Origin of the sequence: Acetobacter sp. P1H12_c, from assembly GCF_018811975.1 — a bacterium.
Taxonomy (GTDB): domain Bacteria; phylum Pseudomonadota; class Alphaproteobacteria; order Acetobacterales; family Acetobacteraceae; genus Acetobacter; species Acetobacter persici.
Window position 1 is genome coordinate 146012 of record NZ_JACRVR010000004.1, and the last position, 24884, is coordinate 170895.

At 61.4% G+C, this 24884-nt stretch carries 17 protein-coding genes; 8 read left to right on the forward strand and 9 right to left on the reverse strand.

Annotated elements, in window-relative coordinates; genetic code table 11:
- Positions 1-5: 5 nt before the first annotated feature.
- The 7 genes from KP699_RS05020 to KP699_RS05050 all read right to left on the reverse strand — a co-directional run bounded on the left by KP699_RS05020 (position 6) and on the right by KP699_RS05050 (position 10417).
- Positions 6-4532: an AAA family ATPase gene (locus tag KP699_RS05020; RefSeq protein ID WP_215761820.1), complete on the reverse strand. Its 4527-nt coding sequence runs from the start codon at positions 4530-4532 to the stop codon at positions 6-8.
- Between the two features lie 41 nt (positions 4533-4573).
- Complete coding sequence (locus tag KP699_RS05025; RefSeq protein WP_025827810.1) at positions 4574-5200, reverse strand: thioredoxin domain-containing protein; 627 nt, start codon at positions 5198-5200, stop codon at positions 4574-4576.
- Positions 5201-5270: 70 nt separating this feature from the next.
- Positions 5271-6215 (reverse strand): hemolysin family protein, encoded by a 945-nt coding sequence (locus tag KP699_RS05030; RefSeq protein ID WP_215761821.1) that lies wholly within the window; start codon positions 6213-6215, stop codon positions 5271-5273.
- Complete coding sequence (ybeY, locus tag KP699_RS05035) at positions 6212-6751, reverse strand: rRNA maturation RNase YbeY (RefSeq protein ID WP_086655301.1); 540 nt, start codon at positions 6749-6751, stop codon at positions 6212-6214. Before ybeY ends, KP699_RS05030 begins: the two co-directional genes overlap by 4 nt.
- Positions 6735-7832 carry a PhoH family protein gene (locus KP699_RS05040; protein ID WP_179194548.1) on the reverse strand — a complete coding sequence of 366 codons (1098 nt, stop codon included), beginning with the start codon at positions 7830-7832 and terminating at the stop codon, positions 6735-6737. Before KP699_RS05040 ends, ybeY begins: the two co-directional genes overlap by 17 nt.
- Positions 7829-9247 (reverse strand): tRNA (N6-isopentenyl adenosine(37)-C2)-methylthiotransferase MiaB, encoded by a 1419-nt coding sequence (miaB, locus tag KP699_RS05045; protein WP_212353653.1) that lies wholly within the window; start codon positions 9245-9247, stop codon positions 7829-7831. The genes KP699_RS05040 and miaB overlap by 4 nt, the downstream gene beginning before the upstream one ends.
- A gap of 93 nt (positions 9248-9340) precedes the next feature.
- Entirely contained in the window at positions 9341-10417 is a 1077-nt protein-coding gene (locus KP699_RS05050) for a 1-acyl-sn-glycerol-3-phosphate acyltransferase (protein WP_215761822.1), read from the reverse strand.
- Between the two features lie 334 nt (positions 10418-10751).
- On the opposite strand from KP699_RS05050, the gene KP699_RS05055 reads away from it, so the two are divergent.
- Entirely contained in the window at positions 10752-12638 is a 1887-nt protein-coding gene (locus tag KP699_RS05055; RefSeq protein WP_215761842.1) for an autotransporter assembly complex family protein, read from the forward strand.
- Positions 12638-17035: a translocation/assembly module TamB domain-containing protein gene (locus KP699_RS05060; protein ID WP_215761823.1), complete on the forward strand. Its 4398-nt coding sequence runs from the start codon at positions 12638-12640 to the stop codon at positions 17033-17035. Before KP699_RS05055 ends, KP699_RS05060 begins: the two co-directional genes overlap by 1 nt.
- Positions 17036-17112: 77 nt before the next feature.
- On the opposite strand, the gene KP699_RS05065 is transcribed toward KP699_RS05060, so the two are convergent.
- On the reverse strand, positions 17113-17907 hold the full coding sequence (locus KP699_RS05065; protein ID WP_374196881.1) for an exodeoxyribonuclease III: 795 nt from the start codon (positions 17905-17907) through the stop codon (positions 17113-17115).
- Between the two features lie 117 nt (positions 17908-18024).
- Here KP699_RS05065 and KP699_RS05070 point away from each other — a divergent pair, with 117 nt between their 5' ends.
- The 6 genes from KP699_RS05070 (at position 18025) to KP699_RS05095 (ending at position 23439) form a co-directional block, all read left to right on the forward strand.
- Positions 18025-19110 carry a dipeptidase gene (locus KP699_RS05070; RefSeq protein ID WP_215761825.1) on the forward strand — a complete coding sequence of 362 codons (1086 nt, stop codon included), beginning with the start codon at positions 18025-18027 and terminating at the stop codon, positions 19108-19110.
- Between the two features lie 265 nt (positions 19111-19375).
- Entirely contained in the window at positions 19376-21289 is a 1914-nt protein-coding gene (gene uvrC / locus KP699_RS05075) for an excinuclease ABC subunit UvrC (RefSeq protein ID WP_374196882.1), read from the forward strand.
- Positions 21290-21388: 99 nt separating this feature from the next.
- The gene (gene pgsA, locus KP699_RS05080) at positions 21389-21961 is read left to right on the forward strand and encodes a CDP-diacylglycerol--glycerol-3-phosphate 3-phosphatidyltransferase (protein ID WP_215761826.1); all 573 of its coding nucleotides are present in this window, start codon (positions 21389-21391) and stop codon (positions 21959-21961) included.
- Positions 21962-22192: 231 nt separating this feature from the next.
- The gene (locus KP699_RS05085) at positions 22193-22663 is read left to right on the forward strand and encodes a hypothetical protein (protein ID WP_374196883.1); all 471 of its coding nucleotides are present in this window, start codon (positions 22193-22195) and stop codon (positions 22661-22663) included.
- Between the two features lie 55 nt (positions 22664-22718).
- Complete coding sequence (gene moaD, locus KP699_RS05090) at positions 22719-22982, forward strand: molybdopterin converting factor subunit 1 (protein WP_215761828.1); 264 nt, start codon at positions 22719-22721, stop codon at positions 22980-22982.
- Between the two features lie 4 nt (positions 22983-22986).
- On the forward strand, positions 22987-23439 hold the full coding sequence (locus tag KP699_RS05095; protein ID WP_370684576.1) for a molybdenum cofactor biosynthesis protein MoaE: 453 nt from the start codon (positions 22987-22989) through the stop codon (positions 23437-23439).
- Between the two features lie 162 nt (positions 23440-23601).
- On the opposite strand, the gene KP699_RS05100 is transcribed toward KP699_RS05095, so the two are convergent.
- Positions 23602-24884, reverse strand: a 1283-nt coding sequence (locus KP699_RS05100) for an adenosylmethionine--8-amino-7-oxononanoate transaminase (protein ID WP_374196884.1), incomplete at its 5' end; no start/stop codon positions are given.

Sequence of the window (24884 nt, forward strand, 5' to 3'; positions counted from 1 at the left end):
AATCCCTAGTCCTGTTGCCCGGCCATGGCGGCGGCGCGGGCAAGGTCAACTGACAGCACACGGCTTACGCCGCGTTCCTGCATGGTCACACCAAAGAGGTGGTCCATATGCGCCATGGTCAGCTGATGGTGAGTAACAACCAGAAAACGGGTTCCTGCTTCTGTAACCATGTCCCCTAACAGGGAACTGAAACGTCCGACATTGGCATCGTCAAGCGGTGCGTCAACCTCGTCGAGCACACAAACGGGGGCAGGATTACAGCGAAAGACTGCAAAAATCAATGAAAGAGCTGTTAAAGCCTGTTCACCTCCCGAAAGCAGGGAGAGAGTTGCCAGCTTTTTGCCGGGTGGCTGGGCATAGATTTCAAGCCCGGCTTCCAGCGGATCATCACTGCCCACAAGGCCCAGATGCGCCCGTCCGCCACCAAACATGCGGGAGAAGAGCGACTGGAAATGCTGGTCCACCTGCGTAAACACCGCCATCAGGCGCTCACGCCCTTCCTTGTTGAGTGAGCCAATGGAGCCACGCAGGCGGGCAATGGCGGCTTCAAGGTCAGCAATTTCCGCGGCAAGGGTGCGGGCCTGTCCCGAGGCTTCTTCCGCCTCAATTTCCGCCCGCAGGTTGACCGGGCCCATCTCCTCACGCTCCCGCGTCAGGCGCGAGATCTTGCGGCGCAGGGCACTCTCCGCCGCTTCTGTCAGATCTCCGGTGGGCGGCCGGGGCGGTTCCGGGGTTTCAGCCAGAAGCTGCTCAAGAATGGCCTGAGCCTGCTCGCTTCGCGCTTCTGCTTTCAGAAGGGTTTCCCGTGCTGTCGTGAGCTGGGCTTCGGTTTTGCGGCGCTGTTCACTGGCATCCGTCAGCGCTGCTTCCGCTTCCGCGCGGGCCTTGTCGGCCTCGGCATAGGTTGTCTCGGCTTCGGTCAGAGCCTGAAGGGTGGTTTTTTTCAGCCGCTCAGCCTCGGCGGGCAGTTCCGAGACGGTTTCGTGCTCTGTGCGGGCGGCCTCTAGACGGGCCTGCGCGTGGGTGAGGTCCGTGTGCGCGCTCTCCGCGCGGGTTGTCCAGTCCTGTATGGCGGCGGTCAGAGACGCCTGCTTGCTGGCAAGCGTGGCTTTTTCCGCCTGCAAAGCCGCCCGGAGTTCCCGCACCTGTTCCAGTTCCGCAGAGAGGGCGGCCCGTTGTGCGCGCAGGGCGTCCAGGGCTTCCTCCCCACGTTCAGGGAGCGCGGCTGCGGCTTCTTCCAGTGCTGCGGTGGCGCGGTCTTTCCGCTCTTCGGCTTCTGTCTGTTCTGTCTGAAGTGTTTCCAGACGCGGGGTGAGGGCCGCCAGACGGGAGCGGAGTTCAAGCGAGAGTTCCTGAAGCGTCTGGTGCTGCTGTGCGGCCTGCTGCACTGCGGTTTCTGCGGTGCTGGCGGCCTGTTCTGCCGTGCGGCAGGCGGCTTCGGCCTCGGTTTGCCGCGTCTGGGCCGCGTGCAGGGCTTCTTCTATCTGCTTGTCAGCCTGCCCGGCGGCCAGACGGGTTTCCAGATCCTGTAAGGTCGTTTCTTCCGCCGCCACATCCTGCCGCAGGCGCTCCCGTTCCGGCAGAAGCGTCTCCAGCCGGGAACTGGCCGTAGCCTGCTGGTTTTCCGCACGGGTCAGGGTGTCCTGTGCTGAGCGAAGCTGCTGTTCCGCCAGTTTCAGGGCGGTTCTGGCCTGCTGCTCAGCCTGCTGGGCGGCCAAATCTTTCTGGCGGGCCTGATCCAGAGCCGTTTTCAGGGCTTCCGTCTGCGGGAGCGCGTCCTGTGCCGCTATGGCGGCGGTCAGTGCGGCTTCGGCATCCTGTTTTGCGGCAACGGCGCGTTCCTGCTGCGGACGCAGGCCATCCAGCCGGGCGCGGGAGGCTGCGTGCCGACGCTCAAGGTCGGCTTCCTGCGTGCGGGCCTGCTGTAAGGCGCGTTCCAGCGTTGCGCGCTGTGCTCGATGCTCAGCGGCCTGCCGCTCCATCTCCTGCAAGGCAGCGCTGGTTTTCGTGACAGTCTGCTCAACGTCCGGCGCATCCTGCCGGAGCGTTTCAATCCGCTGTTCGGTTTCTTTCAGAATCCGGCGCTGGCCAAGGCGGCGGGTTGCGGCGTCCGGCTCCCCTGCGCGGGTATAAAACCCATCCCATCGCCACAGGTCCCCGGCACGTGAGACAAGGCTTTGCCCCGGTTTAAGGTCGGCCTGAAGTGAGAGACCATCCACGCCGTCCGGTAGCAGACCAATGCAGGACAGCACGCGGTCCAGCGCATCCGGGGCCTGAACATGTGCTTTGAGGGGCGTGGCATTACCGGGCAGGGGTGGCGGAGCAGCCGGAGGGGGCAGGAGATGCCAGCCGCGCGCAGCCGTGTCCGCAACCGGAGCATCCAGCCCTTCTGAAAGAGCCGCAGCCAGAGCGGCCTCATACCCTTCCGGAATCTCCATACGGGCGGAGACAGGCTCTTCCGCGGTGGCGGCATCCGTTCCCAACGCCTGAGCCAGTCCGTCGGCCTGCGCCTGAAGGCGCGTGAGTTCCGTATGCAGCGCGTTCTGGCGGGTGAGCGCATCGTTATGGGCGGTTTTCAGCTCTGCCAGACTGAAGTCTGCCTGCGTCAGAGCTTCGGTTACGGTGCGGAGTTTGTCTTCCTGTGTGGCGCGGGCGGTCTGGGCCGCTTTGAGGGTGTCCTCCGGCAGGGCATCGGCCTGTGCCTGTTGCAGCCCTCTTGTTAGGGTTTCTTCTTCCTGATGGGCGCGGTTCAGAGCCGTCCGCGCAGCGGCGCAGGTGGCGTCCACCGTTTTGCGGTGACTTTCGTGCTCCTGAAACGTGCGGCTGGCCTGTGTGAGGGCAGCGGAGGTTTCGCGCCGGGTCGCGTCCGCCGTATCCAGCGTGACCGTGGCGGCCTGATGCGCAGTGGCGGCCTGCGTTGCCTTGTCTTTCAGGGCCTGAAGCGCTGCGTCTTCCAGCAGGGCGCCCTGTGTTTCCGCATGGCGTTTTTCAAGCTGGGCCAGATCCGACCGCAAGGTGGTGAGTTTTGCGCGGCTGCGTTCCAGCGCCTTGCGGGTTTCAGCCTGCGTCTGGCGGGCATTTTCTGCATCGTTACGGGCGATGGACAGCGCCACACTGGCTTCGGAGCGGGCGCGATCAGCGTCCTCAAACGCTGTGCGGGCAGCGGTCTGGGCAGCGCGGGCCGCCTGCACGGCTGTTGCTGCGACCGCCATGCTGTCATCTGACGGCAGGCGGTCCTGCAGGGCGGAGAGTTCGGTCTGGAGAGCAGAAACCGCGTCGGAAGCACGGGTAAGCTGGGCGGTGGCGGTTTCCAGTTCTTCCGTGGCGCGATGTTTGCGGGCGCGGGCGGCGGCCAGTGTTTCGGTTTGCCGGGCGAGGGTCTGTTCACTTCCGGCCAGAGCCTGCGTCAGATCTGTTTGGCGCGTTTCTGCCTCGGCGGTTCTTTGCGGGAGCGAGGTTTCGGCGGCATCTGCTTCGGCTTTTTCCGTGTTCAGGCGTTCCAGCGTGCTGGTGGCATCCTCCACGCGGGTCTGGGCGGCGGCCGTATCGGCCTCATGCTGCCGGAGGCGTTCTGTCGCACTTCTGGCCTGTGCGGCGGCGCGTTCTTCTTCCCGCGTGACACCTTCCGCTGTCACGCGGCAGCGCTCCAGAACGGTCCGGGCCTCATCCGCGCGGGCACGAAGGACAGGGAGTTTCTGGTTGGCCTCAAATTCCGTTATGACGGCGCCTTCTGCGGCTTCCTCATGCTCTGTCAGGGCATGGCGGGCGCGGGCTGCGGTCTCAATGGCGCGTTCAACCGCCTGCCGGGCGCGGGCATGCAGTACGGCCAGCAATTCGGTTTCAGCATCGCGCAGGGCGGAGGAAAGTTCGCGGTAGCGGCTGGCCTCGCGGGACTGTTCGGCAAGGCCGCCCAGCCGGGTTTCCAGTTGCTGGCGCAGATCTTCCGCGCGGGTCAGATTGTTCTCGGTTGCCCGGAGCTTGAGTTCCGCCTCATGCCTGCGGGCATGCAGGCCGGTAATGCCTGCGGCTTCTTCCAGAATGGAGCGGCGTTCTTCCGGCCGGGCTCCCACCAGCATGGCCACGCGCCCCTGACTGACCATGGCGGAGGAGCGCGCCCCGGAGGCCAGGTCGGCAAACAGGGTCTGCACATCCCGCGCGCGGGCGGGTTTGCCGTTAATGCGGTATTCGCTGCCGGAGCCGCGTTCGGCCCGGCGGGTAATCTGGAGTTCATCCTGATCCGCAAAGGCGGCAGGACCGTGACCCTGCGTGCCTTCCAGCGTGACTGTCACTTCCGCCAGAGACCGGGCGGGCCGCCCGGCTGTGCCGGCAAAAATCAGATCATCCATTTCTCCGCCGCGCAGCGAGCGGGCGGAGGATTCCCCCATGACCCAGCGCAGCGCTTCCACCACGTTGGATTTGCCGCAGCCGTTAGGCCCGACAATGCCTGTCAGGCCAGGGAGAATTTCTACAGTGACGGGTTCAGCAAAGCTTTTGAACCCGACAATCCGCAAACGGACGAAACGGACGGTCATGCAGGGCGGGACTTAAGGCCGGGTGACGGAGAAGAGGCGCGTCAGCTGGCGTCAGCCAGATTCTTGGTGAAGGCCTCGTATGTCATGTCATTCGAGAGCTGAATTTTGTTGTTGAAGCGGAAGGTCGGCGTGGAATCGAAATGATATTTGTCCTGCGCTTCCGTCTGCTGAGACAGGATGAACTGCATCAGTTGCTGGTCCGCGACAGTTTTATCAAACACATCGCCCGGCATCCCGGCGAAGGCCGCCATTTTCTTCAGGGCGTCCAGCGGGCTGCTATCCTTGATGTAGGCCCAGCGGTCCAGACTGGCGAGCAGAGACGCCGTAAAGGGCTCATAGCGTTCCGGCGGCAGGGTCCGGGCGACCATGGCTGCAACGGTTGCAAGCTGATCTGTCGGGAAATCATGGAAGACGTAACGGATTTTCCCGGTGTCGATCAGGTTTTTCTTGACCAGCGGGAAGGTATTTTCAGAGAAGTGGGCGCAATGAATGCAGGTGAGGGAGAACCATTCTTCCACCACCACCTTTGCGTTCGGGTCACCAAGCTGGCGCGTTGTCATACGCGGGTCTGCCCCGGTTGCCGTATCGGCGAAGGCCAGGCCATGCGTTGCCGTGGCGGCCAGAGCTGTACCAGCGGTGACAAGAAGAGAGCGGCGTGAAAAGGACATGGGCAATCCCGGTTTCATGACTGGTTGAACAGAGTACAGACTTAGGGATGACGGCAGAATAGCCTGTCCGTCAACCCGTACGCGTTGTCTCGGCGTTACTCTCGCCCGTGTTGCCGGTGGGGTCTGCCGCGTTTGGCAGTTTACGCACCCGCACCCGGCGGATGTGCCGGGCATCCGCATCAAGCACCCGGAAGACATACCCGTTTTCGTGCGTCAGTACTTCTCCACGGGTTGGCACGTGGCCAGCCATGCGGAACACGAGGCCACCAATAGTCTCGATTTCCGCTTCCTTTTCGGAGGCGGTGAGAATCGCGCCAATCTGGTGCTCAAATTCCTGCACCGGGCAGCGGGCATCCACGTCATAGGTGCCGTCCGGCCGCTCCGTGATCATGGTGGCGGCGGGTTCATCATGCTCGTCGGCAATATCACCGACGATGGTTTCAATCAGATCCTCAATGGTGACCAGACCGTCCACACCGCCATATTCATCAATCACCAGCGCCAGATGTGTCTGCCGCAGGCGCATTTGCAGCATTAGGTCCATTACGGGAATCTGCGGGGCAATCATCAGCGGCTGGCGGAGCAGAAGCTCGATGTCAAACGCTTCACTGGTGCCGACATAGGCGATCAGATCCTTCACATGGATCATGCCGACAATATCATCGAGCTGGTTGCGGTAGACCGGCATGCGCGAGTGGTTTTCCCGCCGCATCATGGCAAGAGCATCATCCAGACTAATGGAGACCGGCATGGCGATAATATCGGGGCGCGGGATCATCACATCATACGCCGAGATGTTTCTCAGCCGCAGGATGTTGGCAATCAGCACGCGCTCCTGCCGGTCCAGCTCCGGTTTTTCACCTTCCGGTGTTTCCGATTCGTTGGCGGCCTGCTGCACGAGGGCGGCGATGGAACTGCGCAGGCCGGGGGCCTGCTTCTTGCGGCTTAAAAAGGAGAACAGGCCGCGGGACGGTGTATCCTGCCCCTCAGACCGTGAAGAGTCGTAATCGCTCATGCCCGTGGTTTCCATGGGTTAGGAACATGCAGACGGGAGAGCAGGCGCGCCTCCAGCATTTCCATTTCGCGGGCTTCCCCCGCCTGATGATGGTCATAGCCAGCCAGATGCAGGCTGCCATGCACGATCAGATGCGCCAGATGGTCACTGACCGGCCTGCCTGCCTGCCGGGCTTCCCGCAGCACGGTTTCCAGCGCCAGAATAATATCGCCGCCCGGAATACCGGGGGGTGGGTCAAAGGTCAGAACATTGGTGGGGCGGTGCTTGCCGCGATGCTGCCCGTTAAGAACGCGCACCACGCGGTCTGTTGAGAGCACAACGCTGCCGGGCTGGCGGCCATAGCCCTCACAGGCGGCCAGTGCGCGGCGTATGACCTGCTCCGGCCGGGGCACGTAACAGTGCCAGCGCCGGTCTTCTATCAGAATTTCGGGCGTTTCTTCAAACGCGCAGGATGGGAAAAAGCCTGCTGAGGCAGGATTTTCCGGGCCAGCCACGTTCCTTGCGTGAACGTGGCTTGTGCTACTTGGCGGTTCCATTGTTCTCCTGACGGCCGTTATTGCGGGGCGATCCCCTGAGAGCCGTCGTCCTTGCATCATACGCTTCTACAATGCGCGCGACCAGTCTGTGCCGCACCACATCTGCTGCGTCAAATTGTGTGATGCTGATGCCGCTGACATTTTTCAGCGTTTCCAGAGCATCTTTCAGCCCGGATGTGGTGCCCGTGGGCAGATCGATCTGGGTAAGGTCCCCGGTAATGACCATGCGGGAGCCCGGCCCGAGACGCGTCAGAAACATCTTCATCTGCGCGATGGTGGTGTTCTGGGCTTCATCCAGAATGACAAACGCGTGGGAGAGCGTCCGCCCGCGCATGAAGGCCAGCGGAGCGACCTCGATATCCCCTGCGGCCATGCGCCGCATGACCTGATCCCCCGGCAGCATATCGTGCAGGGCGTCGTAAAGCGGGCGGAGGTACGGGTCGATCTTGTCCTTCATGTCACCGGGCAGAAAGCCCAGCCGTTCCCCGGCTTCCACCGCAGGGCGGGAGAGGATGATGCGGTCCACGGAGCCAGCCTGCAACATGGCGACGGCCTGCGCCACGGCCAGATAGGTTTTGCCGGTCCCCGCAGGCCCGATGCCGAACACCATCTCCTTTTTGGCCAGGGCCTGCATGTAGGCGGCCTGACCGGGGGAGCGGGGTTCAATCACGCCGTGGCGCATTTTCAGGGCCGGGAACGTCCCTGCAGAGTCGGTGTGGGAGGTGGCGTGCGTGGTCTGGTGAGCGGGGGCTGAACGCTGCATATCGGTGTGCCTTGTGCTTTCACGCAGTTGGGTCATGCGGATGACAGCTTCAAGCGTGCTGACATCGACCATGCCCCCGGCGGCCAGTTTCTGATAAAGGGTGCTCAGCGTTGTGCGGGCGATGGCGACATCCGCCGGTGTGCCGCGGATGGAAATCCGGTTGCCGCGATGGGCAACCTGTATGTCCAGCCCTTCCTCCATATGGCGCAGATTGCGGTCATGGTCCCCCACGAGCCGGGCCAGCAGCGCGTTATCTTCAAATAAGAGGGTAACCGGTTTTTCCGGTGCGGAGGTCAGGGGCTGGTCAGTCGTGCTCAAGCGTAAACGGTCTCCTCTTCCAGAATGCCGTTCAGGGAGTTTGTCAGACGTTCGGTAATCCGGACAGGCACTTCACGGCCAATCAGGTCCGGTGTTCCGGCAACATGCACCGGCTGGAGCCATGGCGTGCGGCCCGCAATCTGGCCGGGCTTACGGCCCTCTGATGTGAACAGAACAGAGACTGTCTGCCCGACAAGAGACTGATTGAAGGCATCCTGCTGCTCACGCAGCAGGGCCTGCAAAGCCTGAAGACGTGCATCCTTCACATCCTCGGGCACCTGCAGGGGGGCACCGGCGGCCGGTGTGCCGGGGCGCTGAGAATATTTGAAGGAATAGGCCTGTGCGAAGGTAACATCCCGCACCAGTTGCATGGTGGCCTCAAAGTCCTCATCCGTTTCCCCCGGATGCCCGACAATAAAGTCTGAAGACAAAGCAAGGTCCGGGCGCACGGCATGCAGCTTGCGGACAATCTCCCGGTAATCATCCGCTGTGTGGCCACGGTTCATGGCGCGCAGGATCTTGTCGGACCCGGACTGCACCGGCAGGTGCAGGTAGGGCATGAGTTCCGGCAGATCGCGGTGGGCGGCAATCAGGGCATCATCCATATCGCGCGGGTGGGATGTGGCGTAGCGGATGCGGTTCAGGCCGGGGATGGCGGCCAGAGCATAGGCCAGCTTTGCCAGACCCCAGACGTCTCCATCCGGCCCGGTGCCGTGATAGGCGTTTACATTCTGGCCCAGCAGGCTGATTTCCTGCACGCCGCTTTCCACCATACGGCGGGCTTCCGCCAGAACAGAGGTGACGGACCGGCTGACTTCCGCACCCCGCGTGTAAGGCACCACACAGAAGGAGCAGAATTTGTCACACCCTTCCTGAATGGTGAGGAACGCGGTGAGGTTGCCCGGCGTCTGCGGGGCGGCGGCATCCGGCAGGAAGTCAAACTTCTGCTCTGCGGGGAAATCGGTCTCAATCACCGCGCCGCCAGCGCGGGCGGCGCGGGCGACCATTTCCGGCAGGCGATGGTAGGTCTGCGGGCCGAGGACGATATCCACATAGGGCGCACGGGCCAGAATTTCCTGCCCTTCCGCCTGCGCCACACAGCCTGCCACGGCAATAATGGTCTGCTGGCCGGTTGTTTCCCGCTCTTCCTTGATTTTTCTCAGGCGGCCCAGTTCGGAAAAGACTTTTTCCGCCGCGCGGTCACGGATGTGGCAGGTGTTGAGGATGATCATGTCAGCCGAGGCGGGTGTTTCCACCGGCTGGTATCCCAGCGGGCGCAGCACGTCGCTCATCCGTGCGCTGTCATACACGTTCATCTGGCAGCCCCATGTAATGACATGCAGGCCACGCGGGGCGGGGGAGGAAGGGGGAAGTCCAGTCATGACAGCAGCGGCTCCGGCACACCGCAGGCCCATTCCATACGGCAGGGGGAGGAAATCAGGCCAGTCAGGCCAGAGGTCAAGACTCTTTTCCGCAAACGGAGGGGCAATGCACCATAGAAGGGGTCCTTACCGTGTCTTCCTGTATGAAGCAAAATGCAGGGCCACTCTGTCAAGCAGACGTTTTGTGACGCGTGGTTTATTGCTCGGAATTTCCGCAGGCTCACACCGGCCGGGCTGCGGTTGCGCTGCATGGTTCTGCCGCAGGTCCGCAGCCCCCTGCGCCACAGCGTTCCATGCCGCCTGCGCCAGAGCCTTGCGGCTGGGGAAGAGTTCCGGGTCCAGCGGTTCATGCAGAACAACGGTGGCCCGGGAATTATGCCACTGCACGAGCTGCCAGAGATGCGGGCCGAGATCCATATCCCCATACCACGCAAAAACCGGGCGGCGCAGCCGGGCAACAGGCAGGCCCTCCAGTTCATCATACACCACGGAAATAGGCTGGATGATGGGGGACATGCCGGGCGCATAAACAATGGGGAGCTGACTTTTCTCGCCATTCCGCAACCGGGGGAGTCTGGCGATGGCGAAAAAGGCGGACATGAACGGCAGCACGCGCGAGCCGTCAGAGGATGTGCCTTCCGGGAAGAGCACCAGATTATCACCGTCCACCATGCGGCTGATCATCTGGTCCCGCTCACGCCCGGTGGTGCTGCGCTGGCGGCTGACAAAAATGGTCCGGCCAATTTTGGAGACCAGCCCCATGACGGGCCATTTCTCGATATCGCCCTTAGCCACAAAAACAGACGGCAGCAACGTGCCCAGAACCAGCACATCCAGCCAGGAGGAGTGGTTGGAAATATAAATAACAGGGCGTTCCCCCCGTGCACGGGCGCGTGCCCCGCCCACGGTGCCAGCCCGTTTGCCAATCACGCGGATGCGCAGGCCGAGCAGTTTGCACAGCACACCCCAGATGACCCGCGTCCAGCGGATTTTTGGGGTGCCGGGCACCAGCAGCAGGCAGGCTTCAAACCCGACAGAGAGCGGGACCCACAGGGTAATGGCTCCCAGCCGCAACCCGCCACGCACCTGCGCCCTGAGCGTGCAGCACTTTTCCACCCATGCGGGCAGTGGGGAGACTGTATCACGCTCCGGGGGCGCGGAGGTTCCGGAAAACCGCGTCTGAGCGGTGGAATTACGCGTCATGATCCTGAGGCTGCCTTGCACGGGCAGGAACCGGGTTTGCTGCAGGAATGGCAAATCATAGGCCCTCATAACGCGAACTGATGCCTGCGGACAATCGTGCTTCGCAAGATGCGTTCAAGATGGCAGAAGGGATTATGGGGCGGAGAAATCCATAAAGCCTGAAAATGATCTCATTTTTGTCATGGTGATACGGCATGACGCTCGCCGGGATCGTGAAATGGCGGAATGCACGCCCGCAGGGGCAGGGGAGAAGAACAGGCCGTGAGAGCAGAGGTGCGTGCAGGTGAGCAGTAAAGGCGTTCTGGATGGCCTCGTGCTGACCGCGAATCGTGTCATGACAGGTGTTACGCTGTGGGGGGCTGCCGCAGGCTGCGCATGGGCCGCGGACCCGCAGCCTTACGTGACCCAGCTTGCGGGCAGCGGACAGGCGGACCTGGATGCAGCGCTCAAGTCTTCTTCTGAGCTGCTGAACCTTCAGGCCACCCATGCTGTCGGGCCATTTGCTCTGGCCGGACGTGTGCGCAACGACTACGACCGCCTGCGCTCTGCTCTGGAAAGTTACGGCTATTATGATGGCACGGTGCAGATTTCCCTGCATCGCGCCAAAGAGAAAGACTCCGTCACGGTAGACGGGATGTCTCCTGCGCTGTCCGACTGGCTGAACAGCGTCCCGGCAGGGGAGAAAGTGACTGCCGAGATCAAAGTGCAGAAGGGCCCACTTTATCATCTTGGGTCCGTGAAGGTCATTGACCCCAAAACCAATATGCCAGTGGCTCTCACGCAGGTGCAGCAACAGGCGTTCGGCCTGAAAACCGGGCAGGACGCTGTGGCGCAGGATGTGCTGGGCAGTGGTGGCAACCTGCTGGATGTCTGGCGGGAAGAAGGGCATGCGCTGGCGCGGGTGGATAAGCCGAGGGCATATCTCCAGCCGCAGACGCATACGCTGGACATTGTCTATCCGGCCTCCGCCGGGCCGGTGCTGAATATCGGCACGATTGATGTGGACGGGCTGAAGCGGGTGCATGAAAAATTTGTGCGCCGCAGACTGACCGTGCAGGAAGGCGAACTTTACCAGCCCTCCAAAATTGAGGCGGCCCGGCAGGATCTCAGCTCACTGGGTGTGTTTTCCAACGTGGGCGTAAAGGATGGCTCCACAAAGCCGGTGAACGGCACCATGCCGCTGGACTTTACCTTCAAGGAAGCCAAACGCCGCTCCGTAGGGGCAGAAGCCGGGTATTCAACAGACCTCGGGGCACGCGTGGGTGCGACGTGGACCCACTATAATATTCTCGGCAATGCCGAGCGGCTGAAACTGACGGCGCTGATCACCGGCCTTGGTGGCTCTGCCCAGCAGGGGCTGGGCTATGATGTGTATGCCGATTTCATGAAGCCGGATTTTTACAGCCGGAACCAGAATCTGAGCGTGCGGATTGAAGCTCTGCGGCAGTTGTTCTGGTCCTATCGCCAGACGGCGTTTCTGGTGAATGCCGGGATCACCCGCCGGATTGATAAACACTGGAATGTCAATTTCGGGCTGGCGGCTGAGCAGGAAAATATCGAGCAGTTTAACGTGAGCCGCGATTACACCATTGTCTCAGCACCGCTGGGCGCGACGTTTGATAATACTGGCGTTGGGAACCCCATTGAGCCAGCCCTGCATGGCGTACGGGCCAGCATTAACGCCACGCCGTCTGTTTCTCTGGGCAACAAGGGGAGCGGCACGTCCTTCTTCGCGATCCTGAATGCCTCTGCCTCCACCTATTTTGACCTCAAACATCTGGGGATCAGCAAACCCGGACGCAGCATCATCGCGCTGCGCGCCATGATCGGCAGTATTCAGGGCGCATCGACTTACGATATCCCGCCCGACCAGCGCATGTATGCGGGTGGCAGCGCCACGGTGCGCGGGTATCGCTGGCAGGGCGTGGGGCCGCAATATGGCCGCACGCGCTACGCAATTGGCGGGACATCGCTGGATGCCGGGACCATTGAATACCGGCAGAGGCTGTTCAAAAGTTTTGGGATGGCCGGGTTTGTGGATGCCGGTCAGGTGGGCAGCAGCAGTATGCCGTTTACCGGCACCCTGCGCGTCGGTGCGGGTGGTGGCGTGCGCTACTACACCCCCATCGGGCCGGTGCGTGTTGACGTCGCTGTGCCGCTGAACCGCGCTTATCGTGGTGACAAGTGGGATCTGTATATCGGTCTTGGGGAAACATTCTGATGACTGAATACAACGAGACCGCTCCCGCACCGCGCCGTTCCGCGCTGCGGCGCGCAGGCCGCGTGCTGGGTCTTTCCGCTGGTGTGCTGACGGGTGTGACCGTTCTGGCGGTAGGGGTTATTCTGGTCGGGGCCAATACCGGGCCGGGGCGCAGGCTGCTGATGAAGCAGACGACAGCGCTGACGGGCGGCATGGTCAACATTGCCGGGATGTCCGGCCGTTTCCCGGATAATTTCCATCTGGACTCCATCGCCCTGAAGGACAAAGACGGCGTCTGGCTTTCCCTGCGGAATATTGATCTCAACTGGTCTCCGCTCAGCATGGTCTGGCGCACCGCGCGGATTTACGCCCTGAAAGCGGATGAGCTGAATATTCCGCGTCTGCCGGTTTCAGACCCGACGGCACAGCCTGCGGCCCCGTCTTCTGGCGCGAAATCCAGACTGGGGCTGAGTGTTGATATCCGCACGCTGGCCGTGCAGCGCATTACCGTGGGCGCGGCGCTGGCGGGCGTGCCTGCCAGTTTCTCGCTGGCCGGGCATGGCAGCCTTTCTTCCATTGACCCGGTGATTGACGGGCTGACGCTGCCCACATTGCCGAAGTCTGACATTGCTCTGCATGTTAAGCGGCTCGATGCATCCGGGCAGATTGATCTGGCGACACAGACCGGCGGCGGCAAGCTGGGTCTGCATCTGGACGCGCAGGAAGGCACGGATGGGTTTGCAGCCGCCAGACTGAAAATGCCACAGCTTACGCCGCTGTCTCTCGCGCTGGATATCAAAGGCCCGACAAACGCTGCGGCACTGGGGTTTTCGGCATCTGCCGGGCCGGTGAAGGCGAAAGCAGAAGGGGAACTGAACCTTCTGGCCGGGGATATGGCGCGCCTGTCCGCGCAGTTTGAGTCGCCACAACTGGCTCTGACGCCGGATATCGGCTGGGATGCCATTCACCTTGCCGCGCAGCTTAAAGGCAAAATGACCGCGCCCAATGGCACCGCGACGCTTCAGGTTGACAGGCTGGCTGCCGCCGGGGCTGCTGTGGGCACCCTGAAGGCAAACTTTACCGGCCAGAGCGGGCAGGCGGGTGTTGAGGATCTGCTGCATCTGGTGATGACGGCGGATGGCGTGCGGATACCGGGAAGTGCGCCAAATCTGCTGGCCTCTGCTCCGGTGCAGCTTGATGCAAAACTCTCCCCGCAACCGGCGGGCAAACCACTGCAACTGGATATCTCGCATCCGCTTCTGCATCTGACAGGGTCCGTTCTGACAGCATCCCCCCAGCGTGGCACTCTGACGCTGAGCCTGCCGGACCTGCGCCCTATCGGGCAGGTGGCGGGCACGCCGCTTCAGGGCAATGCCGGAATGACCGCGCAGTTTGACCTGCCTGCGCAGGCAGAGGGTGATACGCACCTGAAAGCTGATGGCACGCTGGCCATTACCGGCGGCCAGCCGCAGGCCGTGGGGCTCATTGGCCCCAAAGGCACGTTTGCGCTGGCAGCCACTCTGCGGCCCCATACGGCACCGGGGGCTGCCGCTTCAGTTTCTTCGGCCCCCGCTCCGGCCCCGGCCCCGGATGCCTCAGCATCTCAGCACAATCCGGCCGCCACGCCAAGACAGCCGGGTGCGGCACAGCCTGCTACGTCAGGTGTTGCGGGTTCCGGTGCGGAGGTAAAGCAGACCGAGGGGGCAAAAAAGGCGGATAAACCTGCCGCGCAGGCTGCCGGGCAGCAGATTGATCTGGCCTCCCTGACTGTCGACGGGCAGGCCTTGCACCTCAAGGCGCAGGGTCGGGTGAATACCGGGCAGGATCTGGATGTGACATCCACTCTGGCGTTGCCGGATCTGGCCCGGGCGCTGCCCTCCCTGCGGGGCGGGGTCACGCTTGCGCTCTCGGCCAAAGGGCTGATGCAGGATTTTGCTGCGAAGCTCCATCTGGAAGGGGACCCCGGCACGGCAACCATGCCCCGTGGCCCGGTGGTGCTGGATGCGGATGTGGCGCATCTGCCGTCCGCTCCTGCGGGAACGGTTGAAGCGCATGGGTCCGTCAATCGTGCGCCGCTGCTGCTGAATGTTGCGCTGGCGCAGGATGAGACGGGTGCACGCCAGATTGATCTGAAAAAACTCTCATGGAACAGCGTGCAGGGGCAGGGCGCACTGTCTCTGGCTGCGGGTGAGGTTGTTCCGCTGGGCACGCTGGATGTGAAAATAGGGCGTCTGGCAGACCTGAAAGACGTCATCGGCCAGCCGATTTCCGGCGCGCTGGCGGCATCCGTTAAAACCACACAGGTTAATCAGAAGCCGCTGGTTGCGTTAAAGCTGGATGGCAATGTGGCTATGCCGCAGGCCAGAATTGGCACGCTCTCTCTGGCCGGGACGGTAAAAGACCCGGCGGCCCACCCGGACGCGGACCTTACCCTGAAGCTCGGCGGCCTTGCTGCGGCAGGAATGACCGGGCAGGCGCGGGTAACGGCCAGAGGGCCGGACAATGCGATGGCGCTGACGGCCCAGATCGGCCCTGCCACATGGTCTGGCAGCCCGCTTTCTCTCGATACGGCGGCTCTGCTGAACCTGCCTGCCAAACAGGTGCGCCTGCAAAAGCTCGCGGCGACGGCAAAGCAGGAAAATCTGCGGCTTCTGGCTCCGGCCCTTCTCTCCTTTGGGGAGACAATGGGGGTAGACCGTCTGCGGGTGACGCTGGGGACGCAGGGGGCGGAACCGGCAACGGCGGATATTGCAGGCCGTATCAAGCCCACACTGGCGGCCACGGTGGATGTGCGGAATCTGACACCCGCACTGGCGCACCCCTTTATGCCTGACCTGCATGCACAGGGAACGCTGGCGATGCAGGCCAAGGTAAGCGGCACGATGGAGCGCCCGCAGGGGCAGGTGCATCTGTCGGGGAATGGTTTGCGGATGCAGGGCGCCTCTGCCGCAGCGTCTCTGACACCGCTGCATCTGGATGCAACGGCTGATCTGGCCGGGACATCCGCCAAAGTCAGAATGCAGGCGGATGCCGGGGCAAAGCTGGCGCTGGGTGTAAATGGCACAGCGCCGCTGACCAGCACAGGGCCGATCAGTCTGCGGACCAGCGGGCATCTGGATCTGGCCATTGCCAATGGCTATCTGGGCGCGCAGGCGCGGCAGGCTCTGGGACAGGTACAACTGGCCTTGCAGGCGGAGGGCACGCTGGCGGCTCCCCGGATTGCGGGCGCCGTAGACCTGCAAAACGCAGAGTTTCAGGATTTTGCACAGGGCGTGCATCTGTCCGCCATCAACGGGCGTATTGTCGGGCAGGGCAACAGCATTGTTATCCAGAACCTGATCGCCAAAGCGGGCGACGGCACGATGGGTGTGACGGGCTCAGTTGGGGTTCTGGCGCCCGGTCTGCCGGTCGATATTCATTTTGTGGCGCGGGATGCGCGGCCGGTCTCCAGTGATCTGATTACAGCCATCATGAATTCGGACATGACCATTAAAGGTCAGGCGGCGGGCCGGATGGATGTGGTCGGGAATGTTGATCTGCGGAAAGTGGAAATCAACATCCCCAACTCCCTGCCATCGTCTGTCGCGCGGCTGGATGTCGTGCGTCCGGGTGACAAAACAGAGGCCGAGAAAGCCGCAACCACCAGCGCGACGGCCAGCGTGATCGGGCTGGATCTGACACTGACATCGCCGGGCAAATTCTTTGTGCGCGGGCATGGTCTGGATGCGGAAATGGCTGGCAGACTGAAGGTAAAAGGCATCAGTACGGCTCCTCTCGTCAGCGGTGGGTTTGACCTCAAGCGCGGGAATTTTGATCTGGCGGGGATTTCCCTCAACTTCACCAAGGGGCGCGTGGCCTTTAACGGCAGCAGCGTGGACCACAAGCTGGACCCCACGCTGGACTTTGAAGCAGACCGCGCCGTGAACGGGGAAACGGCGATGCTGAAGGTGGGCGGCTATGCCAGCGCGCCAAAAATCAGCTTTGAATCCATTCCGTCTCTGCCGCAGGATCAGGTTCTGGCCATGCTGCTGTTTGGCACGGATGCGCACTCTCTCTCCTCCACCCAGATGGTGGAACTTGGCACGGCACTGGCGACCCTGACGGGTGTGACGACGTTTGACCCGATGGGCACCCTGCGCAAAACCCTGCATCTGGACCGTCTGGCGGTTGGCGGCGGGTCTGGCGTGGGGAATGGCGGTACCACGGTGGAAGCCGGGAAATATGTGATGCGCGGCGTGTATGTGGGGGCCAAGCAGGCAACCTCTGGCTCGGGCACACAGGCGCAGGTGCAGGTGGACCTGACCAAACACCTTAAGCTGAACACCACAGTCGGCACGGGCGGCAACGTGACGGGCTTTACCACCCCGGAAAATGACCCCGGCAGCAGCGTCGGCCTGCTCTGGCAGTATCGTTACTGAGGCGGGTGTGTGGACGCGGTAGAGGGACCCTTGAAGAGAGGCTGGGAACGGCTCTCTTCAAGAGTAACAAAGCAGCCTTAAAACTGGAAATCGACCACCACGGGCACATGGTCGGAAGGGCTGACCCAGTCACGCGCTTCCCGCACGACGGTCATGCCGCTGAGGTTCGGCACCAGATCGGGGGTGACCCACACATGGTCCAGTCGGCGGCCCCTGTTGGATTTCTGCCAGTCCCGGTTGCGGTAGGACCACCATGTATAAAGTTTTTCCTGCGGCGGAACAAAATGCCGCATGGCGTCCACAAAGCCGGTTTCCAGCCAGCGGTTTAACCGCTCGGTCTCCGGGGGCGTATGGCTGACGATTTTGAGCAGTTGCTTGTGGCTCCAGACGTCATGTTCCAGCGGGGCGATGTTCAGATCCCCTACCAGAATGGCGCGTTCGGGCTTGCGGCCAGCAAACCACTCAGTCACTTCCTCAACAAAGGCCAGTTTGTGCGCAAATTTTGGGTTGGTGTCCGGGTCCGGAATGTCACCGCCCGCAGGCACATAAAAATCATGCAGTTCCACCGGGCCTGATGGTGTGCTGATGACAGCCCCCACATGGCGGCAATCTTCCTTGCCATACCAGCCCGGCAGATTCTCCACCGGGGTGATGGGATGGCGGGAGAGAATGGCCACGCCGTTGTAGCTCTTCATCCCCTTATAATGCAGATGCTCAAAGCCCAGAGCCCGTACGGCCTCTTCCGGAAAGAGCGGGTCTGGTACCTTGGTTTCCTGCAGGCAGATGAGATCGGGGGCCAGTGCGGCCACCAGATCAGCAAGCCGGGGCAGGCGCAGGCGGAGGGAATTGATGTTCCATGTCACAAGTCGCATGGGCATGAGCCATTGCGCATCCGGGTTTGCGGAGCAAGAAAAAACAGCCACATATAAAGCAAAGGCGCGGCGGGGCGTGCGCCTTGTAATCTTGACTGACAGGACCATTTTTCTCTCATGACGTCTTCCTCACAGGCTCATACGGGCCAGACTCCTGCTCCTTCCGCCGAAGCTGAGGCGCTGCATCGCGCGCTGTTCACGCTGGATAGCCATATTGATATCCCCTGGCCGGACCGGGGAGACGCGTTTGAGGATACGGAGGCCCGCCGGGTTGATCTGCCCAAAATGCAGAAGGGTGGCATGTCCGCCGGGTGCTTTGTGGCCTATATCGCGCAGGCAAAGGTAGATGCCGAAGGGCATGCGCAGGCACAGGCGCAGTGTCTGGCCATGCTGGATGTGATCAACGGGATGCAGGGCAGCCAGAACGGCGTTACGGCACGCGTGTGCTCCACAGTGACGGAAATTGAGGCCGCGTATAAAGCAGGCGTTCTGGCCGTTATTCCGGCCGTGGAAAATGGTTACGCCATGGGGGATGACCCGGCTGTTCTGGCGCAGTTCCGGGCCAGAGGTGCTCGGTATGTCACGCTGACCCATAACGGACATAATGCGCTGGCGGATGCGGCGGTGCATCGCCCCAGTCTGGGCGATAAGCCGGAAAACCACGGCGGACTGTCTGCTCTGGGGCGTGAGGCTGTGCGGCACATGAACCGCCTTGGCCTGCTGATTGATGTCTCGCACGCGTCTAAAAAGACCATGTTGCAGGCCGTCGCGGCCTCCGCTGTGCCGGTTGTGGCCAGCCATTCCTGTGTGCGGACTTTGTGTGACCACCCGCGCAATCTGGATGATGAACAACTGGATGCGTTAAAGGCCAGTGGCGGCGTAATCCAGATTACCGCCATGCCTGCGTTCCTGAAACCGCGCGACGGCGAGGCACCCCGTTCTGCCGGTGTGGCCGATTTTGTGGACCACATTGACTATGTGGTGCGCCGCATTGGCGTGGAGCATGTCGGGATTTCATCAGACTTTGATGGCGGCGGTGCGCTGGCCGACTGGCAGAACGCCACGCAGGGGGTGAACCTGACGGCGGAACTCCTGCGCCGTGGATATGACAGAAGTGAGATTGCCGCGTTCTGGGGCGGAAACTTCATGCGTCTGCTGGGGCAGGCCGAGGCTGTGGCAGAACAAACCGGGACAATTGGCTGAAAACCACAGCCGGATTTTTAGGGCATTTGTCCACTTCCACCCTTGACAGACTTTATTTTCCATAAAGTCTGCGGGTGTGGCGGAGTGGTCACGCAACATGCGATATAAAGTTGTTTTAAATCAATAGGTTGCTTTGTTTGGCTAAAAAATATGCAATACGTCAGGACCACGGGAAATCTGCGGATTTCGGGGTGTCAAGCCCGGCTGATCCACAGACTTATCCACAAAATCAGTGGATGAAATTATTTTCTCGAAAGAGCGCCTGATGACATCTGAAAATTCCCCAAACGCGACTACGCCGGACGCCGGAGAAAACAGGCCTGCCACCCCGCTCAAGGGGGTGGAGGTTATCCGGGAGGCGCTCAAAACCATGCCGCTGTCCCCCGGTGTGTATCGCATGCTGGGCGAGAAGGAGGATGTTCTCTACGTCGGCAAGGCGCTGGCGCTTAAAAAACGGGTGACGTCCTACACGCAGGTCAACCGCCTGCCTGAACGCCTGCGGCGCATGGTGTCCGAGACTGCCTCCATGGAGATTGTCACGACGCATACCGAGGCCGAGGCGCTGCTGCTTGAGGCCAACTACATCAAGCGCATGAAGCCCCGCTACAACATCCTTCTGCGGGATGATAAAAGTTACCCCTGGCTGACGCTCACGGATGCGCACGCATTTCCGCAGATTGCCAAACACCGCGGCAAGCCGGTGAAAGGGGCCAGCCTGTGGGGGCCGTTTGCGTCCGCATGGGCGGTGAACCAGACGCTTAACCTGCTCCAGCGGGTTTTTCTGCTGCGCTCCTGCGCCGATTCCGTGTTTAACAGCCGCTCTCGCCCCTGCCTGCTGTATCAAATCAAACGCTGCTCCGGCCCGTGTGTGGACCGGATTGATCAGGCCGATTACGCAAAGCTGGTTGAGCAGGCGCGGGACTTTCTGTCCGGCAAGGATCACGTGCTGCGGGAAGAGATGAGTGCCGAGATGCACCGGGCGGCCGAGGCGCTGGATTTTGAGCGCGCGGCCACCATGCGGGACCGGATCCGCGCGCTGGCGCAGATGCAGGATTCGAGCGTGATCAACCCGGCCTCTCTGCAAAATGCGGACGTGTTTGGTATCTGGCAGGAGGCCGGGCAGGCCTGCATTCAGGTGTTTTTTATCCGGGGCGGCCGCAATAACGGCAACAGGTCCTTCTTCCCAGCGCATACGCAGGATCAGGAACCGGGTGATATTCTCGCCGCCTTCATCGCGCAGTTTTATGACGATAAGCCATGCCCGGCACAGGTTCTGGTTAATCATGAATTGCCGGAAGAAGCCCTGCTGGCTGAAGCCCTGACGCTGCGGCGTGAGCGGAAGGTAGAAATTCTGCACCCTATGCGGGGTGAGAAAAAGCAGGTGCTGGACCATGCCGTCGCCAATGCGCGGGATGCGCTGCACCGCAAACTGGCGGAAAGTGCCGGGCAGGCGAAACTTCTGGAGGGCGTGGCGCGCGTGCTGGGGCTGGATGTCCCACCTGAGCGGATTGAAGTCTATGATAACAGCCACATCATGGGGTCCCATGCCTATGGCGTGATGATTGTCGGCGGGCCAGAGGGGTTTGACCGCAGGGCGTACCGTAAGTTCCTGATCAAAGGCCCCGTCACACCCGGAGATGACTTTGGCATGATGCGGGAAGTGCTGGAGCGTCGCTTCGGGCGGGCGTTGAAGGAAGCTGCGGAAGGCGATCTGTCCAACTGGCCCGATGTTTTGCTGATTGACGGCGGGGCAGGGCAATATTCCGCCGTGCGCGGCGTGCTGGATGATCTTGGTGTAACGGGTGTCAAACTGGTGGGCATTGCCAAGGGTCCGGACCGGGATGCGGGCCGGGAGTGGTTCCACACAGGCGACGCACCGCCGTTCCAGCTCGAGCCACGGGACCCGGTTCTCTACTACCTGCAACGCCTGCGCGATGAGGCGCATCGTTTTGCCATTACCACGCACCGGGCCGGGCGTTCCAAAACGCTGGTGACGTCCGAGCTGGATGATATTCCGGGTGTTGGGCCTGCGCGGAAAAAGATGCTGCTCAATACATTTGGTTCGGCCCGTGGGGTAAAGCAGGCCGGGTTGCCGGAACTCGAATCGGCACCGGGGATTAACCGCGAGACTGCCAGGGCGGTTTACGGGCATTTTCACCCGGACTGGACGCCGGGTTGACCCCGGTTTTCAGCCCTGCACTAAACTTCTGGGTGAGTGGTGAAAAGCAGACGCCAGAAACCATTTCAGCTCCGCGGGAAATAGGCTAGCATCCCGCCAATGCTGACAGATCTGCCGAATGTTCTGACCATCTCGCGTATCGTGGCGATCCCGATTGTGGTGCTTTTTGCCGCATGGGGGGCTCCGCAAACGGATGCGCTGGCCTGCTTCCTGTTCATTCTTGCCGGGGTGACGGATTATTTTGACGGCAAGCTGGCCCGTTCTCGCCATCAGTTGTCTGACTTCGGCCGGATGTTTGATTCCATTGCGGATAAATTGCTGGTGGGGGCCTGCCTGATGGTGCTGGCCGGGCTGGGCCGCATGGCCTATTTCAGCCTGTGGCCTGCCATCATTATTCTGTGCCGGGAAATTCTGGTGTCCGGCATGCGGGAATATCTGGCGGAACGCCGGGCCAGCCTGCCGGTGACGCGCCTCGCAAAATGGAAAACCGGCTTCCAGATGACAGCAATCGGGTTTCTGCTGGCAGGGGACGGCACGGGTGTTCTGCTGGGGATGCCCTGGCTGCCCGTGGCTCTGATTGGCGCGGTTCTGCTGTGGATTGCTGCGGCTCTTACGCTGATCACAGGCTGGGATTATCTGACAACCGGGCTGCGGCACGTTAATCTCTCGTGAAGAGGCGTTTGAAACCCTCGCACGGTGTGTCTCATAAGTCTCAAATGGCGTTCCTCGGCTTGTATCCCTTCCGCAAACCGGTATTTAAGCTTTAGGCGGCATAGTTTTGCCGCAGCAGGTATCTCTGTTTTGCCTGCATGGTGTCATGGTTAGCGGAGTCAGGTGATGCGGAAATCCGCTCTTGTTGGAATATGTCTGGTTTTGAGCGGCTGTTCCGGGTTCGGGAAATTTGTGACCGATACCGCAACCCTGCCAGGCGCGAACCCGAATGCGCCGGGCGGTGAAAACCTCAACATGCGTCGGGTGCGTGGATATTCCACCGCGGAAACACCACTCCTGCCCGCAGGCGGGAATATCTGGCCCGGGCCGCCGGCACCACTGCCTACTCTGGAAGACGTTGAGAAGGACCGTATTGGCACCATTCTAGGCGGTGCGTCCAATGGTGGTGGCTCCCAGTTGCCTGATGGTGGAGAAATGAGCGTGGGAGAGCCGGATGGTCAGCCTGATACGTCTCAGTCCGTGACAGGAAAACTGCCGGATGCCGAGCCGGATGCGGCCTCTAAATACGGTGTGCAGCGCGGATCTGCCTCCACCATTGAAATTCCGAATGGTGACGGCACTGTGACGCTGATCCACCCGGACGGGTCTGTGACGACCACGCAGGCAAAAAAGACGCAGGCTCCAGCCACCCCGCGCTCCTGACGGCGCCGGGGCGCGGCACAGGCTGCCTGATACGAGAAAAAGCAAGGACATCGCTATGGCGCAGGACGTCACAATTTTCTATTTCGCTGCCTTGCGTGAGCAGATGGGGCGGGAGAGGGAGACTGTCCGTCTGCCAGAGCCGTCTGTCACGGTAGAGGCATTTCTTACCGAACTGCGCCAGAAGGATACCACGCTGGATACGGTTTTTGCTGCCGCACCGCGTATCCGTGTTGCTATTAACCAGACGCTTGCGACGTTTCAGGATACTGTAAAGCCCGGTGATGAACTGGCATTTTTCCCTCCCATGACCGGGGGCTAAGGGCGTGCTGCGCGTTCTTGTTCAGCCTGAGCTTTTTGATATGGGGGCGGAAATGGACCGCCTTTCAGCCGGGTCCCGTTCTATTGGCGGTATCAGCGTTTTTATGGGGCAGGTGCGGGACGGGCCGGATGGGCTGGAAAGCCTGACACTGGAACATTATCCCGGCATGACGGAAAAAGTGCTGACGGCGCTGGCGGATGAAGCGGTGCGACGTTTCAGCCTGACGGGCTGTACACTGATCCATCGTGTTGGCACGCTGCCTGTGGGTGCTCCCATTGTGTTTGTCGGGACGTCTTCCGCGCATCGGGCGGAAGCGCTGGCGGGCACCAATTTCCTTATTGATCGCCTTAAAACCGGAGCACCATTCTGGAAGTGTGAGCGCTATCATGATGGGCGCTGTGTCTGGGTGGATGCGCGGGAAGCGGACGATCAAGCATCTGCGTTGTGGGATGAATAACGTCTCATAAAGATTTGTTTTTTAATGAAATCTGTTGTTTTTTTTTGGTTGTGAATCTGAAAGTTCTGTCAGGCCACAGCCACAGCCACAGCCACAGCCACAGCCACAGCCACAGCCACAGCCACAGCCAGACAATCTGCTGTTGCTCCGGTGTTGCGGTTTTCAGTTTTCCGTAGACAGAACGCGATAGATGGCATCGGTCAGCGTGCGCAGATCTTCCGGTGGGATGGTGAAGGCCGGGGTAAGGTAGACGATTGAGCGGAACGGGCGGATCCACACATTTTCCGCAATAAAGCGTTGCCGCAGAGCGTCCGGATTGGCAATTTTTTCCAGTTCCACAACGCCAATCGCCCCCAGAACACGGACATCCTTAACGCCCGGCAGCGTGCGGCACCGTTCAAGCGCTTTTGTCAGATGCGCCTGAATGGTGGCTACCTGTGCCAGCCGGGGTTCGGTTTCAAATAAGTCCAGCGAGGCATTGGCGCAGGCGCAGGCCAGGGCATTGGCCATAAAGGTCGGGCCGTGCATCAGAGCGTGGTCCGGGCTGTCGGACAGAAAGGCCTCAAACACATGCGGGCGGGCGACGGTGGCAGCCAGCGCCATGGTGCCGCCTGTCAGGGCTTTAGAAAGGGTGATGATATCCGGCACAATGTCGGCCTGTTCACAGGCAAACATCGTGCCGGTGCGGCCAAAGCCGGTAAAAATTTCATCCAGAATGAGCAGGAGGCCGTAACGGTCTGCGGCCTCGCGCAGCGTGCGCAGCACAGTGGGGGAATGGAACAGCATGCCGCCCGCACCCTGCACCAGTGGCTCGGTGATGATGGCAGTCAGCTCATGCGCGTGCTCGTCCAGAAGCTGGAAAAAAGCAGCGGTGCTGGCCTCGTCCTGTGGCAGTGGGGCGATGATATGATGAGCCAGCACATCGCCATACAGGTGGTGCATGCCTTCTTCCGGGTCACAGACGGACATGGTGGCAAGTGTGTCACCATGATATCCGCCTTTGAAGGCCAGCATTTTGGTGCGTTTCGGCTCCCCGGTGTTCAGGCGGTACTGAATGGCCATTTTCATCGCAACTTCCACCGCGACAGAACCGGAATCTGTAAAAAAGACCCGGTCCAGATCCCCCGGCAGCAGGGCGCACAGGCGGCTTGCCAGCCGTAGGGCTGGTTCATGCACCATCCCGCCGAACATCACATGCGGCATGGTGCCCAGCTGTGCCGTAACGGCGGCGCGGACGTGGGGGTGATTATAACCGTGGCAGGCTGTCCACCATGCGGCCACGCCATCCACCAGTTCCCGGCCATCCGTAAGCTGAATGCGGGCATTGTGGGTGCTGCGGGCGGCCAGAGGGGCCGGAGCGGTTTTCATCTGGCTGTAAGGCAGCCAGATATGCGGGAGCCCCTGCTGGTACCAGTCTGGCATGACGGGTGAGGACGATGCGGTTG

Bases quoted from the DNA above. Each gene is read 5' to 3' on its own strand.
- KP699_RS05050 (WP_215761822.1), bottom strand. From the start codon at position 10,417: ATGACGCGTAATTCCACCGCTCAGACGCGGTTTTCCGGAACCTCCGCG.
- KP699_RS05060 (WP_215761823.1), top strand. From the start codon at position 12,638: ATGACTGAATACAACGAGACCGCTCCCGCACCGCGCCGTTCCGCGCTG.
- KP699_RS05025 (WP_025827810.1), bottom strand. From the start codon at position 5,200: ATGTCCTTTTCACGCCGCTCTCTTCTTGTCACCGCTGGTACAGCTCTG.
- KP699_RS05020 (WP_215761820.1), bottom strand. From the start codon at position 4,532: ATGACCGTCCGTTTCGTCCGTTTGCGGATTGTCGGGTTCAAAAGCTTT.
- KP699_RS05070 (WP_215761825.1), top strand. From the start codon at position 18,025: ATGACGTCTTCCTCACAGGCTCATACGGGCCAGACTCCTGCTCCTTCC.
- uvrC (WP_374196882.1), top strand. From the start codon at position 19,376: ATGACATCTGAAAATTCCCCAAACGCGACTACGCCGGACGCCGGAGAA.
- pgsA (WP_215761826.1), top strand. From the start codon at position 21,389: ATGCTGACAGATCTGCCGAATGTTCTGACCATCTCGCGTATCGTGGCG.
- ybeY (WP_086655301.1), bottom strand. From the start codon at position 6,751: ATGGAACCGCCAAGTAGCACAAGCCACGTTCACGCAAGGAACGTGGCT.
- miaB (WP_212353653.1), bottom strand. From the start codon at position 9,247: ATGGGCCTGCGGTGTGCCGGAGCCGCTGCTGTCATGACTGGACTTCCC.
- KP699_RS05065 (WP_374196881.1), bottom strand. From the start codon at position 17,907: ATGCGACTTGTGACATGGAACATCAATTCCCTCCGCCTGCGCCTGCCC.
- KP699_RS05030 (WP_215761821.1), bottom strand. From the start codon at position 6,215: ATGAGCGATTACGACTCTTCACGGTCTGAGGGGCAGGATACACCGTCC.
- KP699_RS05055 (WP_215761842.1), top strand. From the start codon at position 10,752: ATGACAGGTGTTACGCTGTGGGGGGCTGCCGCAGGCTGCGCATGGGCC.
- moaD (WP_215761828.1), top strand. From the start codon at position 22,719: ATGGCGCAGGACGTCACAATTTTCTATTTCGCTGCCTTGCGTGAGCAG.